Raw genomic sequence first — 15683 nt, 5'->3', positions numbered from 1 at the left:
GTCCGCTCACCGGCGAGCCCGCCGCCGACGCGCCGGGGGTGCGGCAACCGGCGCCGGCGTATGCCGTGTCTTCACGACGACGACCCAGGCGGCCACGGCGCTCACGCCCAGCGACGCGAACATCACGAGCAGCAGCGGATCTTCGGAGTACGCGTCGACGGTCGCCCAGAACAGCAACGGCAGCTGCGCGACGGTAAGGGCGAGCGGCACCCACCGCACGAGGTCGCGCGTCTTGCCGCGACGGGCGAGCCGATCCGCGCCCGAGACGGCGCCGACCGCGCTGAGGACGAGCACGACGAGCGCCAGCAGCGGAGACAGCAGCCATGGCAGCATCTGCCACGCCGCATACCAGCCCCATTCGGCCTCGGACGGCCCCGTGAACGTCCCGGCGGGGAACGTCAGCTGCGCACCGCCGAACTGCGCGCCGTTCGGCCAGAGGCTGCCGGGCTCGTACTCGTCGTCGGCACGCTCGTCGAAGGAGAACACCGCCTCGCCCCGCACCTCGGACGGGACCCCGAAGGCCTCGGGCGAACGATCGCGACGATGAGCCAACTCGGCGAGCCACCCGCTGTCGGGTCGGAGCGCGTCGGCGAGGTCGGTCGACATGCCGATCGCCATCCGGAGGCGCTCGGGTTCGACGTCGATCCCCTGCCACGACGATTCCCACCACGGCAGGAGCGCCGTCCACTGCACGCGATCCTGCCGGCCGTCCCCGGTGCGAAGAGCGGATGCGGCGTCGGTGAGCGTGTAGCGGATCTCGATCTCATGGTCGCCGGGCCAGTCGTCGGCGAATCTCGTCTGCACGAGGGCGTGCCCCCGCACCCGACTCTGCTCGAAAGGCGCCTCGACACCGTCGACGAGGATCGCATCGACCACCAGCCCCTGGTCGTGACCGTCGACCTGGTCGCGCCATGCGCGGGTGACCTGCGGAATCGCGCGGAGGTTCTCGCCCACGGCCGCGACGAGGGTCTCGACCACCTCGACACGCGCGTGGCCGCCCTCCCCGCGGGTCAGGGTGGCCTCGATGTCGACGTCGGAGACGAAGACCCCGTACTCCCCCGCGATGTCGTCGAGGACGGCGTACTGATCGAGGGCGTGACGGGTGCCGGCGGTCGTGGCGATCGACAGCACCAGCGCGGCGATCACCGCGACGACGGCGGACACTCGGATCGCCAGCCGCCCGGCGGTGACGAAGTGGGGGTCGTCGGCCACCTGGCGAGAGACCCCCTCCCGCTCGAGCAGCCCGGTGATGAGCCGGCGCGCGCGGGCGGGCCGGGCGAACATCGCGACGTAGGGCAGAAGCGGGTCGCGCAACGGTGTGCGCTCGATCGCCGACGTCTGCTCGAGGAACCGTCGCTGGCCCCGGAGGTGCTCCTCCGCGAGCGCGCCGTCGTGCGTCAACGGGCGGGCGGTGAGGGCGATGGCGAGGACGACGGCAGCGAGCGCGGTCGATACGGCGACGACGGCGACCGGCCACCAGTAGACCGAGAGCGGCACCTGGTACGACAACTGGCGAACGAGCCCCCACTGCACGACGGTCAGCCCGAGCGCGGCGCCGATGAAGGCATCGCGGACGAACCCGCGGGGCACGCGGCGCAGTCCCTCGGTGAACTGCGCCCTCCACGCCGGCGATGCCCGGTAGGCGGTGAGGGCCCGGGGCAGATCGCCGAGGCGGCCGGTGCGTCGCGCGACGCGCACGAGGTGACGTCGGGCGGCCGTGTTCGACGGCTCGGACCGGTACGCCACGAGCGCGTCGATCAGCGCGCTGGTCCGCCGAGCCCGCCACAGCCTGGCATCGGCGCCCGCAGTGGCACCCCGCCGCGGGGCCTCCTGCATCACGAACCAGGCTCGCCCTCGCGCGTCGGCCCATGCAACACGCCGGGCGGCGAGCGCGAAGAGCACCGTCACCGCGAGGAGAGCGAGCGGCACGAAGGGCCCCGCCGCCTGCACCCAGAACAGGGCCGACGGCTCCGGCATCGCGAAGACGCCCGCCTCGAACCGGAAGGCGAACCAGAACGAGGCGTAGGGCGGAAGGCTCTGATCGTTCGTGACGCGGTAGACGACGGCGTCCGCCGTCTCGGTGTCGGGGCTCAGCGTGGTCGAGCCGCCGACCAGCAGCCACGCGATCCCGGAGCTCGGCTGCCGCGCGTACGCGGCTGCCAACTCGCGCGGCACGGTGAGGGTGAGGGCGCTGTCCGTGACGCCGTGCGACCATTCCGGCCCGAAGACGTCCCACCTCAGCAGCTGATACGCCTGCCGCGATGACGGGTCCTCGGTCGGGTAGGCCACGTCGTGCAGCGCGTATCGCAGCACGACCTCGTGGTCGCCGCGCAGTCTCTCCCCCGACTCCACGGTGTAGGTCGAGCGGGTCGGCGAGGTGCGCGTGACCGGTTCGATCGGTGCGCCGTCGAGCGTCGCGCCACGCAGCTCGGGTCGCAGGTCGTGCCCCTCGTACTGCGTGGCGATGACCCGCTCCACGGCCGACTCGTCGACGTCATCGGGGAAGAAGGCGGTGATCCGCTCCTCGACCTCTACGGTGAGTCGACCGTCGTCGTCGCGGGAGAACCGGTAGTCCGCGTCGAAGGAGCGTGCGATCCAGGTGTCGGTCGCCTCTCCCGCCGACGACGTGATGTCGTCGAACGACAGTGGTTCGTTGATGACCGGCCCCACGAGCAGCAGCACGCCGACGGCGAGCAGCAGTGCCCAGAACGCCTGGATGCCGCGGCGCAGTCGTGTTCCGCCGTGAGACTGCAGCCACGCTTCCAGACGCAGCAGCCGCGTCGAGAGGAACGCGTAGAGCGGGGTCGGGCGGGGCGGCGGCAGACGCACCGCCGAGGCGGGCGGCGTCCCGGCGTCGGCCGAGGCGTCGTCCACGCTCACCGCGGTGCGCGTGCCGTGTCGAGAAGCTCTCGGGCGTGGGTGAGCGCGGCATCCGAGTCGGCCAGGCCGGAAAGCAGACGAGCCATCTCGGCCTCGCGCTCGGCACCCTCCAGGCGCTTCACGCTCGACGCGGTGACCGAGCCGTCGTTGCTCTTCACGACCGAGAGATGGTTGCCCGCGAAGGCAGCCACCTGCGCGAGGTGGGTCACCACGATCACCTGCGACGACTCGGCGAGTCGCGCGAGTCGCCGCCCGACCTCGATCGCCGCGGCACCGCCGATCCCGGCGTCGACCTCGTCGAAGACGAACGTCGGCACGGGGTCGACCCCCGCGATGACGACCTCGATCGCCAGCATCACGCGGCTGAGCTCTCCCCCGGAGGCTCCGCGCGCGACCGGCCGCGGGTCGGCGCCTGGATGCGGCGCGAGGAGGATCGTGACGTCGTCGCGCCCGTGGGTGCTCGCCGCTCCCGGAGCGACCTCCACCACGAGCGTCGCGTCGGGAAGCGCCAGGGCGTGCAGCTCGTCGGTCACGAGCGCGCCGAGCCTCAGGGCTGCGGCCTGGCGCTCGGCCGTCAGCGCGGCGGCGGCGACGTCGAGTGCGCCGGCCGCGGCATCCCGCTCGACCGTCAGCCTCTCGATGCGGTCGCCGTCGTCGTCGAGTTCGGCGAGACGGGCCGACCCGGTCTCCAGCAGTGCGATCGCCGCATCGACGGAGCCGTGGGCACGGACGAGTCCCGAGAGGGCGGCGCGCCGCTCCTCGGTCGCCGCCAACTCGTGCGGGCCCGACTCGTCGAGGTCGGCGAGATAGGCCGAGACGGCGGCGGCGAGGTCGGCGATCCGGTAGCCGACGTCGGCAGCCTGCTCGGCGAGGGCCTCGAGGGTCGAGTCGTGGATGCTGCCGCGCTCGAGCCACCGCCGGGCGTCGGCGACGAGCGCGGTCGCATCGGCGGCGTCCATCTCGCTCGAGAGCGCTTCGTGCGCGGTGGCCGCAGCCAGTCGCAGCTCCTCGGCATTGGCGAGGCGCTCGGCGCGCTGGGCGAGATCGACGTCCTCACCCGCGAGCGGGGCGACGGCCTCGATCTCGGCGAGCGCGGCGCGCAGCTCATCGGCCTCGCGCCCACGCACGTCGCGGTCGTCCTGCAGCTCGGTGAGCGTCGCGTCGAGACCGCGCCAATGCTCGTACCCGGCGCGGTAGTCGGCCAGAGCTGCGGCCACCGGAGCGCCGCCGAAACGGTCGAGCGCGTCGCGCTGCGCGACGGCGGAGCGCAGCCGCAGCTGGTCGGACTGCCCGTGGACGACGACGAGCGAGTCGGCCAGTTCGGCGAGCACTCCCGCGGGGGCGCTGCGTCCGCCGACGGTCGCGCGGCCTCGGCCCTCGCTCGATACGGTGCGCCCGAGGTAGAGCTCGGCCTGCCCACCGCCGAGAGGTTCGACGTCGCCGCCGGCCTCGCGGACGCGGTCGACGACCGCACCGTGCTCGGGAACGCTCCACACCCCGTCGACGGCGGCCTGCGCCGCACCGGAGCGCACGGCGCCCGAGTCGGCCCGGTTGCCGAGCAGCAGCCCGAGCCCCGTGACGACCATGGTCTTGCCCGCGCCGGTCTCGCCGGTGATGGCCGTGAAGCCCGGTCCGATCGGCAGGGTCGCCTCGGCGATGACCCCGAGGTCGCGCAGCCGCATCTCCTCGATCATGAGATCTCCGGAGCCGGTCCGCGCCACCCGGTGACGGGGAGTCGGAATTTCCGCACGAGGCGGTCGGTGAATGCGGGCGGGTGCAGGCGCGCCAGCCGTACGGGCTCGCTGGAGCGGCGGACCACCACGCGCGCGCCCGGCGGCAGCTCGTGGGAACGCCGACCGTCGCACCACAGGATGCCCACGCCGCTCGTGCGTTCGAGCACCTCGATCGCGATCGGGGCCTCGGGGCCGACGACGAGCGGACGCGCGAAGAGGGCGTGCGCCGAGAGCGGCACGACCGCGATCGCCTCGACGGACGGCCAGATCACGGGTCCTCCCGCCGAGAAGTTGTAGGCGGTCGACCCGGTGGGCGTCGCGACGACCACGCCGTCGCAGCCGAAGGACGACAACGGGCGGCCGTCGACCTCGATCACGACCTCCAGCATCCTCTCGCGGCTGGCCTTCTCGACGGTGGCCTCGTTGAGCGCCCACGTCTCGTAGATCACGGCGTCGGTCGAGTCCTTGACCCGCACCGACAGCGCGAGGCGCTCCTCGACGCGGTAGTCGCGGTCGATGACGCGGCGCACGGCGTCGTCCATGTCGTCGCGCTCGCTCTCGGCGAGGAATCCGACGTGCCCCATGTTGATGCCTAGGACGGGGGCGGTACCCCCGCGGACGAGCTCGGCGGCACGGAGGATCGTGCCGTCGCCGCCGAGCACGATCGCCAGTTCGATCTCGTCGACAGCGACGTCCTCCCCGAGGGTGCCGACGCCGTCGAGCGGGAACGCGCCTTCGAGGTCGTCCCGGTCGTCTCGGGAGAACACGGCACGCGCGCCCGCCTGTCGAAGGGCGGAGACCACGCGCCCCGCGGCGTCGACGGTGTCGTCTCGGCGCGCGTGGGCGACCACGAGGATGTTGCGATCGCTGGGAGTCATCGGCTTCCGGTCAGTTCGTTCACGGTGCTCCCCCATTCTGACGGATCGCTCCCCCACGACGTCGCGAGGTGGACCACATACTCCCGATTGCCGTGCAGACCGGCGATCGGCGAAGCGATGAGCCCCGCCGTCCGCAGGCCCGCGTCCCATGCCGACCAGAGCACGGTCGACACGGCGTCCGCGCGGAGGTCGGGGTCGGTCACCAGCCCGCCCTTGACCGCGGTGCGTCCGACCTCGAACTGCGGCTTGATCAGCAGCACGATGTCGGCGTTCTCGGCCGCTGTCGCGACCACCGCGGGAAGGACGTGCGTGAGCGAGATGAAGGAGAGATCACCGGTGACGACGGAGGGGCGCTGGGCGACCCCCGTCGCGGATGCGAGCGTCGCCGCATCCATGTACCTGACGTTGAACCCCTCGACCGACACCACGTCGGGGTCGAGCGCGAGAAGGGGGTCGAGCTGCCCGTGACCGACATCGACGGCCAGCACCGGTCGGGCACCGCGTTCGCGCAGCACCTGGGTGAATCCGCCGGTCGATGCGCCCATGTCGAGCGCCACACGGTCTTCCACGGCGATGTCGAAGGCGTCGAGACCGGCGATCAGTTTGTGCGCGGCGCGACTGACGTAGTGATCGGATGCGGCGACCGCGAGCTGCGCGTCATCGTCGATGCGCGCCGACGGCTTCACCACGACGTCGCCGCCGACGGTCACCCGCCCGTCGGCGATCAGCTGCGCGGCCTGAGTACGCGAACGCGCCAGGCCGCGGCGGGCGAGCTCCGCGTCGAGGCGAGCAGTCATCCGCTCACGTGATGATCGGTGGGTCCGGACTCGAGGCGACGGGCCAGCTCGTCGTGCAGCGACGCGTAGGCCGCGGCGCGGTCTGCCAGCGGTTGCCCCTCGATGATGCGCAGCCGACTGATCAGCTCCGAACCCTCGGGCCCGGCGTCCTCCGTGCGGTTGGCGTCGGTCATCCAGCTATCGTAACGACCTCAGGGTCGCCAGAACGGGTCGGCGTACAGACGCTCCGGCACGCGGAACCCGAAGATCGCCCGCCCCGAATTCCACACAGCCGCGGCCCCGGCACGGACGAGGTCGACCGGACGGTCGCCCTCCGAGACGATCCGGAGATCCGCGCCGTCGATCTCGACGGTCGCCGAGCCCACGGTGGTCCGGGTGCCTTTGACGATGGTCGACGGGTACGGCTCGAACAGCTCGCGCAGATCGCTCACGATGAAGTCGGGGCGCGAGTCGGGCGGCGCCGCGAGCAGGTGCTTCGGGCGATCGATGCCGGTGAGGACGTGCACCGACCGCATTCCCGCGGCGACGGCGCCCTTGATGTCGGTGTCGAGGCGGTCGCCGATGAAGAGAGGGCTCGACGCGTCGAAGCGCTTCTCCGCCTCCCGGAAGATCGGCACCTCGGGCTTGCCTGCCACCGTCGCCAGACGCCCGACCGCGGTGTGCACGGCCGACACCAGCGTGCCGTTGCCCGGAGCGATACCGCGCGCCTGCGGGATCGTCCAGTCGGTATTGGTCGCGACCCAGGGGATGCCGCCGTCTTCGACGGGCGTCTTCAGTGCGAACGCCGCCTCGGCGAGGTGCACCCACGCGACATCGGGCGCGAACCCCTGCACCACGGCGGCCGGCGCGTCTTCTGCGGAGCGCGTGACGACGAAGCCCGCCTTCTCGACCTCGACGACCAGCCCCTCGCCGCCCACGACGAGCACGGTCGAGCCGGGCGCGACGAGATCGGCGAGCAACGTCATCGCCGCCTGCGGGCTCGTGACGATGTCACCCGCGCGGGTCGCGGCGAGCCCCAGCTCGACGAGGTGCGCGGCGACCGACGCATCCGTTCGCGACGCGTTGTTCGTGATGTACCCGACACGACGGTCGGATGCTGCGCGGTTGAGGCTCTCCACAGCGTGCGGAATCGGGCCAGGGCCGGCGTACACCACACCGTCGAGGTCGGCCAGCAGCACATCGACGCCGTCCAGCGGGGTCGGTGTGGACGACGAGCGCCCCCACATCAGCGGTCCTCGCCGACCGTCTCGTCGGCCGCGATGGCGCGCTCATCGGCGGGGGGTTCCGTGACGGCTCCGCCGGCGACCGCTGCCTCGGTCTCCCCCTCCGGCGCCACGTCGTCGGATTCGTCGTGAGTGTCGTCGCCGGAGTCATCGTCCGACGCCGTGTCGTCGGCGATGTCGTCGTCGGGATCCGCCGGGATGACGGCATCGGGGTCCTCGGTCTCGTCGACGATCAGCACCTCGTGGTCGGCGACACCGGACGCATCGTCGAGGGCGTCGGCGGCCACGTCGGCACGTCGACGCCAGAGCTGCGCCTCGTCGTCGCGGCCGAGCTCCTCGAGCACCGCTGCGCGCGCGGCGAAGAGCGCGGGGCTCCACTCGAACGCGCGGTCGGGGTCGAGTTCGGGGATGTCGAGCTCCTGCAGAGCACGGTCGGTCTCGCCGAGGTCGAGCCGCGCACCCGACATGGCGATCGCGAGCTCGACGCGCACCTCGGTGGGGAGCTTCGTGCGATCCACGCCACGCCCCTCCTCGAGACCGCGGTCGGGACGACCCACCCCGCGCTCGCTGTCGACGAGGAGCGCGATCTGGTCGTCGCGACCGGAGATACGGCGATAGGTGCGCAGTTCGCGCAGCGCGAGCGCGAAGTCGCCGATGCCGTACGCGGTGATCGCCGCCGTCTCACGGACGACCGCGATGCGGCCGGCCCGGCGGGTAGCGGCGAGGGCATGCTCGTGCGCCAGGGCAGGATCGTCTTCGATCAGACGAGCGGCCATGGCGAGGTGACGAGCGACCTCTTCGGCGTTCTCCTTGCTGAGGGTCTTCAGCTCGTTGCGCGCCTGGGCGGGCAGATCCTTCGCGGTGATGTCTTCGGGGAGCTCGGGTCCGCTCTCACGGAACCGCTCCGGGGGTCGCGACGCGCGATCGGACGACGAAGGCCGGCCTCCCCCGGCCGCTCCGCGGTATCCCGACCCTCCGGTCGGACGGCCACCACGGTCGTCGGTGCGCGGGGGACGCCCGCCGCGATCGTCGCTGCGCGGCGGGCGGCCGCCACGATCGTCGCCTCGCGGCGGACGACCGGTCCGGTCATCGCTGCGCGGCGGACGACCGTCACGAGAGTACGAGCCTTCCCGAGCGGGACGCCCCGCCGACGAGGGGCGCGCGTCACGGTTGGGCCTGTCGGAGGACCCATACGATCGGCCGGCGGGAGGACGCCCGCCGGAATCGGAGCGTGGCGAGTCGCGACGCGGTCGATCGCCGTAGGGAGGACGAGCGCCGTCACGCTGCGGACGATCCGTGCGCGCCGGACGATCGTCACGCCCCGCACGATTGTCCGATCGAGGAGCACCGCCCCGTGACGGGCGTCCCTCGAACCGCGGTTTATCCGAACGCGGGCCTCGATCCGCATCGCGGCGGGCGCCCCCGCTCCGAGCGGGCCGGTCGTCGCCGCGGGGGGCGTCGGCGTCTTCAGTTGCCATGGCGGGTCCTCCTGGTGGGCCAGTTTACGGGCCCGTAAACGCAAAATGGCCACCCAGCTTTGGGTGGCCATTTCACTGAAAAGAAGTCCGGCGGTGTCCTACTCTCCCACAGGGTCCCCCCTGCAGTACCATCGGCGCTGTGAGGCTTAGCTTCCGGGTTCGGAATGTAACCGGGCGTTTCCCTCACGCTATGGCCGCCGAAACACTATCGATGTTTCAGTCAACACGAACGCAAATCATTGTTGTGTTATGTTCCCGACCGTACATCGGGAACCACTCAGTGGACGCAAGCACCAAAAACGGTGTGTTATCAAGTCATCGGCTTATTAGTACCGGTCAGCTTCACGCGTTACCGCGCTTCCACATCCGGCCTATCAACCCAGTAGTCTGGCTGGGAGCCTCTCGCCCGAAGGCATGGAAGTCTCATCTTGAGGCCGGCTTCCCGCTTAGATGCTTTCAGCGGTTATCCATCCCGAACGTAGCTAATCAGCGGTGCTCCTGGCGGAACAACTGACACACCAGAGGTTCGTCCAACCCGGTCCTCTCGTACTAGGGTCAGATCCTCTCAAACTTCCTACGCGCGCAGCGGATAGGGACCGAACTGTCTCACGACGTTCTAAACCCAGCTCGCGTACCGCTTTAATGGGCGAACAGCCCAACCCTTGGGACCTACTCCAGCCCCAGGATGCGACGAGCCGACATCGAGGTGCCAAACCATGCCGTCGATATGGACTCTTGGGCAAGATCAGCCTGTTATCCCCGAGGTACCTTTTATCCGTTGAGCGACAGCGCTTCCACAAGCCACTGCCGGATCACTAGTCCCGACTTTCGTCCCTGCTCGACCTGTCAGTCTCACAGTCAAGCTCCCTTGTGCACTTACACTCGCCACCTGATTGCCAACCAGGTTGAGGGAACCTTTGGGCGCCTCCGTTACTTTTTGGGAGGCAACCGCCCCAGTTAAACTACCCACCAGGCACTGTCCCTGAACCGGATTACGGTTCGAAGTTAGATATCCAGAGTGACCAGAGTGGTATTTCAACAATGACTCCACACGAACTGGCGTCCATGCTTCAAAGTCTCCCACCTATCCTACACAAGCCACACCGAACACCAATACCAAGCTGTAGTAAAGGTCACGGGGTCTTTCCGTCCTGCTGCGCGTAACGAGCATCTTTACTCGTAATGCAATTTCGCCGAGTTCGCGGTTGAGACAGTTGGGAAGTCGTTACGCCATTCGTGCAGGTCGGAACTTACCCGACAAGGAATTTCGCTACCTTAGGATGGTTATAGTTACCACCGCCGTTTACTGGGGCTTAAATTCTCAGCTTCGCCTTGCGGCTAACCGGTCCTCTTAACCTTCCAGCACCGGGCAGGCGTCAGTCCGTATACATCGTCTTGCGACTTGGCACGGACCTGTGTTTTTAGTAAACAGTCGCTACCCACTAGTCTCTGCGGCCTCCAAACGCTTTCGGAGCAAGCCCTAATACGCCGAAGGCCCCCCTTCTCCCGAAGTTACGGGGGCATTTTGCCGAGTTCCTTAACCACGATTCTCTCGATCTCCTTGGTATTCTCTACCTGACCACCTGAGTCGGTTTGGGGTACGGGCAGCTAGAACCTCGCGTCGATGCTTTTCTTGGCAGCATAGGATCACCCACTTTTTATCCGCATCGTGTCTCAGCCTGTATGAGTGACGGATTTGCCTATCACTCGGCCTACGCACTTACACCCGGACTACCATCGCCGGGCTGGGCTACCTTCCTGCGTCACACCTGTTAATACGCTAACCGCACCAGCATGGGGTCGAGCGTTCGCCAAGACGGCTTCACCCCGAAGGGATCCATCCATTCCTGGTTAGGACTCTTAGCACCACTGGATTAGCTTGGGCGGTTCTTCGCCGGTACGGGAATATCAACCCGTTGTCCATCGACTACGCCTGTCGGCCTCGCCTTAGGTCCCGACTTACCCAGGGAAGATTAGCTTGACCCTGGAACCCTTGGTCTTTCGGAGGACATGTTTCTCACATGTCTTTCGCTACTCATGCCTGCATTCTCACTCGTGTAGCCTCCACGGCTGGTTCACACCGCCGCTTCGCTGGCCACACGACGCTCTCCTACCCATCAACACGGCTGGACCACGAAGGCCTACCAAAAATGTCAATGCCACAACTTCGGTGGCGTGCTTGAGCCCCGTTACATTGTCGGCGCGGAATCACTTGACCAGTGAGCTATTACGCACTCTTTCAAGGGTGGCTGCTTCTAAGCCAACCTCCTGGTTGTCAAAGCAACTCCACATCCTTTCCCACTTAGCACGCGCTTAGGGACCTTAGTTGGTGGTCTGGGTTGTTTCCCTCTCGACTATGAAGCTTATCCCCCACAGTCTCACTGCTGCGCTCTCACTTACCGGCATTCGGAGTTTGGCTGACGTCAGTAAGCTTTTGGGCCCCATCGGCCATCCAGTAGCTCTACCTCCGGTAAGAAACACGCAACGCTGCACCTAAATGCATTTCGGAGAGAACCAGCTATCACGAAGTTTGATTGGCCTTTCACCCCTATCCACAGCTCATCCCCTCAGTTTTCAACCTAAGTGGGTTCGGTCCTCCACGACGTCTTACCGTCGCTTCAACCTGGCCATGGATAGATCACTTCGCTTCGGGTCTAGGACACGCGACTGAATCGCCCTATTCAGACTCGCTTTCGCTACGGCTACCCCACTCGGGTTAACCTCGCCACGTATCGCTAACTCGCAGGCTCATTCTTCAAAAGGCACGCTGTCACCCCTACTAAGGAGGCTCCAACGGTTTGTAAGCAAACGGTTTCAGGTACTATTTCACTCCCCTCCCGGGGTACTTTTCACCTTTCCCTCACGGTACTTGTCCGCTATCGGTCATCTGGGAGTATTTAGGCTTATCAGGTGGTCCTGACAGATTCACACGGGATTTCTCGGGCCCCGTGCTACTTGGGATACTCTTCGCGTCAAGAGAGGCATTTCGACTACGGGGTTGGCACCCTCTATGACCGGCCTTTCAAGACCGTTCGTCTATACCTTCTTGTAACGCCGACAGATCGGCAGACCTGTCTGAAAAGTCCCACAACCCCGAACACGCAACTCCTGCCGGATATCACACGTACTCGGTTTAGCCTGTTCCGGTTTCGCTCGCCACTACTAACGGAATCGCGGTTGCTTTCTCTTCCTGTGGGTACTGAGATGTTTCACTTCCCCACGTTCCCTCTACCCGCCCTATATATTCAGGCGGGAGTCACCGGGTCGGCACGCCGCCCAGCGGGGTTTCCCCATTCGGACACCCTCGGATCACAGTGTGCTTATCCACTCCCCGAGGCTTATCGCAGATTGCTACGTCCTTCTTCGGCTCCAGATGCCAAGGCATCCACCGTTTGCTCTTAAAGACTTGAAATCACATGAGTTTTATCAAGAATCGAACCCCACCCGAAGGTGAGGCTGAAATTGACTAATGATCTTTAAGATCATCTATAAGAACTGACCGAAGTCAGTTCAAAGATGCTCGCGTCCACTGTGTAGTTCTCAAAGTACGGGCGGTACCCTCCCCCGCTCCCACCAACCGGTGACAACAAGAAAAGGCCCAGAGGAGTCAGCCCACCCACCCCCGAAAGGGCAAGCGTTCCGGTCCCTCAGGACCCAACAGCGTGCATGTACCAACCATCCCCACACATCCCGTTCCAGTCGCAAGCGACGTACTAAGAACCAGCAGTTCCGATCAGCACCTTGTCCAATGTTCCACCCATGAGCTCCCTGCAGAGACATTCGCTCTGCCAGGGGCCTGGACACCCCGAAGAGTGCCAGATGCTCCTTAGAAAGGAGGTGATCCAGCCGCACCTTCCGGTACGGCTACCTTGTTACGACTTAGTCCTAATTACCGATCCCACCTTCGACGGCTCCCTCCACAAGGGTTGGGCCACCGGCTTCAGGTGTTACCGACTTTCATGACTTGACGGGCGGTGTGTACAAGACCCGGGAACGTATTCACCGCAGCGTTGCTGATCTGCGATTACTAGCGACTCCGACTTCATGAGGTCGAGTTGCAGACCTCAATCCGAACTGGGACCGGCTTTTTGGGATTCGCTCCACCTTACGGTATTGCAGCCCTTTGTACCGGCCATTGTAGCATGCGTGAAGCCCAAGACATAAGGGGCATGATGATTTGACGTCATCCCCACCTTCCTCCGAGTTGACCCCGGCAGTATCCCATGAGTTCCCACCATTACGTGCTGGCAACATAGAACGAGGGTTGCGCTCGTTGCGGGACTTAACCCAACATCTCACGACACGAGCTGACGACAACCATGCACCACCTGTTTACGAGTGTCCAAAGAGTTGACTATTTCTAGCCCGTTCTCGTATATGTCAAGCCTTGGTAAGGTTCTTCGCGTTGCATCGAATTAATCCGCATGCTCCGCCGCTTGTGCGGGTCCCCGTCAATTCCTTTGAGTTTTAGCCTTGCGGCCGTACTCCCCAGGCGGGGAACTTAATGCGTTAGCTGCGTCACGGAATCCGTGGAATGGACCCCACAACTAGTTCCCAACGTTTACGGGGTGGACTACCAGGGTATCTAAGCCTGTTTGCTCCCCACCCTTTCGCTCCTCAGCGTCAGTTACGGCCCAGAGATCTGCCTTCGCCATCGGTGTTCCTCCTGATATCTGCGCATTCCACCGCTACACCAGGAATTCCAATCTCCCCTACCGCACTCTAGTCTGCCCGTACCCACTGCAGGCTGGAGGTTGAGCCTCCAGTTTTCACAGCAGACGCGACAAACCGCCTACGAGCTCTTTACGCCCAATAATTCCGGATAACGCTTGCGCCCTACGTATTACCGCGGCTGCTGGCACGTAGTTAGCCGGCGCTTTTTCTGCAGGTACCGTCACTTTCGCTTCTTCCCTGCTAAAAGAGGTTTACAACCCGAAGGCCGTCGTCCCTCACGCGGCGTTGCTGCATCAGGCTTTCGCCCATTGTGCAATATTCCCCACTGCTGCCTCCCGTAGGAGTCTGGGCCGTGTCTCAGTCCCAGTGTGGCCGGTCACCCTCTCAGGCCGGCTACCCGTCGACGCCTTGGTGAGCCATTACCTCACCAACAAGCTGATAGGCCGCGAGCTCATCCCTGACCGAAATTCTTTCCAAACGTCGACCATGCGGTCACGTCTCATATCCGGTATTAGCAGCTGTTTCCAACTGTTATCCCAGAGTCAGGGGCAGATTGCTCACGTGTTACTCACCCGTTCGCCACTGATCCAAAGAGCAAGCTCTCCTTCACCGTTCGACTTGCATGTGTTAAGCACGCCGCCAGCGTTCATCCTGAGCCAGGATCAAACTCTCCGTAAAAGAATTTTGCTGAACAAGACCGGAATAGGTCGAGCCCAACGAGCTTGATCTGACGATCGGATGTCATTACTGACAAATCCGTTTAATCTCAAAGAAATCTCACCAACCAGCCGAAACTGGTTGCGAGGTTTTTTGGCATTATGACAAGTGCACGCTGTTGAGTTCTCAAGGATCGGACGCACCTGCAACTCAGCCTCATCAGCCTCGCCCGCAGGGCAACTTCACTACCTTATCCCACCCACACCGACTGTCAAATCGACGTTTTCGACTCCGTGAGGAACCGAGAGCGCGCCGAACCGACGCCCATGTGGTGGGCAACCCGACTCCCTGACCTGGCGGCCAGTCGCACTCGAGGTACGAAGGATTCGGGAGGTGTTCTCCGCTTGAGGGTGGGGCCAGTCCTTCGGACTTTCCGCTCTTCCCTGTGGGGCGAACAGATAGAAACTTACGCGGGATGCGACGTCTCGGCGAATCGTGCTGCATCCCGGGCGTGTCGCAGCATCGGATCGCCCCTCATCCGGTAGTGGATCCGCGTGATCCCGCGGGTCTGGAGCTCATCAGGGTCACGACCGCGGCGAGCACGAGCGTCGCCGCTCCCCACCCTCCGACCGCCACCGGGAGCACGCGATAGGCGAGGTGCTGGATCGTCCACTCCGGCGTGAGGGGCCCGTACGTCGCGAGGCCGACCGCCCACGCCGCGACGAGGACGACCGGCAGCGACAGCCACCACACCCTGCGGACGGCGGACGGCAGCATCCGCCCGACCGGGCGCGCGGGCCGGCGGCCGAGCCACACCGTCGCCCAGACACCGAGGATCAGAAGGCCCACGACCGACGATCCGTGCTGGAGCCACTTGTAGCCGAGCATCGGACCCCACGCGTCGGCGAGTGCCGGGAAGAGCGCGACGCCCCACCGCCCCTCGTGCGTGAAGAGATCCCACACGATGTGGCTGACCACTCCGATGAGCAGCGACACCAGGAGGATCGCCCACGACGACCCCGTGATGCGACCGCGGTGGTCGGCGAACGTCGCGCGCAGGGAGCCCCGCGGAACGGTCGACCAGTCATCCGGCAGCCGTGCTGCGATCCACCGCGGCGAGAGCTCCCCCGCCGCCGGACGCAGCACGCATCGCCACACCAGGAGCAGGACGAGCGCGACGGCGACCGTCGCCGGAAGGGCCCATGCACTGTGCGTGATGCCGTAGAGCGGGAGTCCGGTGCGGATGAACAGCGGAAGATCGGGCGTCATGGCACCGACCGCTATGGCAGCGGGGATCAGCGGGGTGCGCACGAATGGCAGAGCCACCACGGCATGGCTCGGGGTGAACGGCACGATCCGCCCG

8 protein-coding genes and 3 rRNA genes are annotated in these 15683 nt (G+C 66.0%); all 11 read right to left on the bottom strand.

The features are described 5' to 3' along the window. Positions 1 to 6 precede the first annotated feature (6 nt). The 11 genes from FVP77_RS03955 to FVP77_RS03910 all read right to left on the bottom strand — a co-directional run bounded on the left by FVP77_RS03955 (position 7) and on the right by FVP77_RS03910 (position 15673). Entirely contained in the window at positions 7 to 2880 is a 2874-nt protein-coding gene (locus FVP77_RS03955) for a hypothetical protein (protein WP_147893339.1), read from the bottom strand. After that, positions 2877 to 4574, bottom strand: coding sequence for a DNA repair protein RecN (gene recN, locus FVP77_RS03950; RefSeq protein WP_147893338.1), 1698 nt, complete (start codon positions 4572 to 4574; stop codon positions 2877 to 2879). Before recN ends, FVP77_RS03955 begins: the two co-directional genes overlap by 4 nt. Continuing rightward, complete coding sequence (locus tag FVP77_RS03945; RefSeq protein ID WP_147893337.1) at positions 4571 to 5491, bottom strand: NAD kinase; 921 nt, start codon at positions 5489 to 5491, stop codon at positions 4571 to 4573. The genes recN and FVP77_RS03945 overlap by 4 nt, the downstream gene beginning before the upstream one ends. After that, positions 5488 to 6288, bottom strand: a complete 801-nt coding sequence (locus FVP77_RS03940) for a TlyA family RNA methyltransferase (protein ID WP_147893336.1) — start codon at positions 6286 to 6288, stop codon at positions 5488 to 5490. Before FVP77_RS03940 ends, FVP77_RS03945 begins: the two co-directional genes overlap by 4 nt. Continuing rightward, positions 6285 to 6461 carry a hypothetical protein gene (locus tag FVP77_RS16725; protein WP_187266808.1) on the bottom strand — a complete coding sequence of 59 codons (177 nt, stop codon included), beginning with the start codon at positions 6459 to 6461 and terminating at the stop codon, positions 6285 to 6287. The genes FVP77_RS03940 and FVP77_RS16725 overlap by 4 nt, the downstream gene beginning before the upstream one ends. A gap of 18 nt (positions 6462 to 6479) precedes the next feature. Then, complete coding sequence (locus tag FVP77_RS03935) at positions 6480 to 7514, bottom strand: HAD-IIA family hydrolase (protein WP_147893335.1); 1035 nt, start codon at positions 7512 to 7514, stop codon at positions 6480 to 6482. Next, complete coding sequence (locus FVP77_RS03930; protein ID WP_147893334.1) at positions 7514 to 8287, bottom strand: hypothetical protein; 774 nt, start codon at positions 8285 to 8287, stop codon at positions 7514 to 7516. The genes FVP77_RS03935 and FVP77_RS03930 overlap by 1 nt, the downstream gene beginning before the upstream one ends. 787 nt (positions 8288 to 9074) lie before the next feature. Further along, positions 9075 to 9191, bottom strand: a 5S ribosomal RNA gene (gene rrf, locus FVP77_RS03925). A gap of 104 nt (positions 9192 to 9295) precedes the next feature. Then, a 23S ribosomal RNA gene (locus tag FVP77_RS03920) occupies positions 9296 to 12401 on the bottom strand. Positions 12402 to 12819: 418 nt separating this feature from the next. Continuing rightward, positions 12820 to 14341, bottom strand: a 16S ribosomal RNA gene (locus tag FVP77_RS03915). The 16S, 23S and 5S rRNA genes sit together here, the layout of an rRNA operon. 513 nt (positions 14342 to 14854) lie before the next feature. Next, a complete protein-coding gene (locus FVP77_RS03910; RefSeq protein ID WP_147893333.1) occupies positions 14855 to 15673 on the bottom strand; it encodes a DUF4184 family protein in 819 nt (272 codons plus the stop codon). Between the last annotated feature and the right edge of the window lie 10 nt (positions 15674 to 15683).

This window comes from Microbacterium hatanonis, from assembly GCF_008017415.1.
Taxonomy (GTDB): Bacteria; Actinomycetota; Actinomycetes; order Actinomycetales; family Microbacteriaceae; genus Microbacterium; species Microbacterium hatanonis.
The sequence above is the reverse complement of the archived record's forward strand: the minus strand, read 5'-3'. Positions and strand labels throughout refer to the sequence as shown.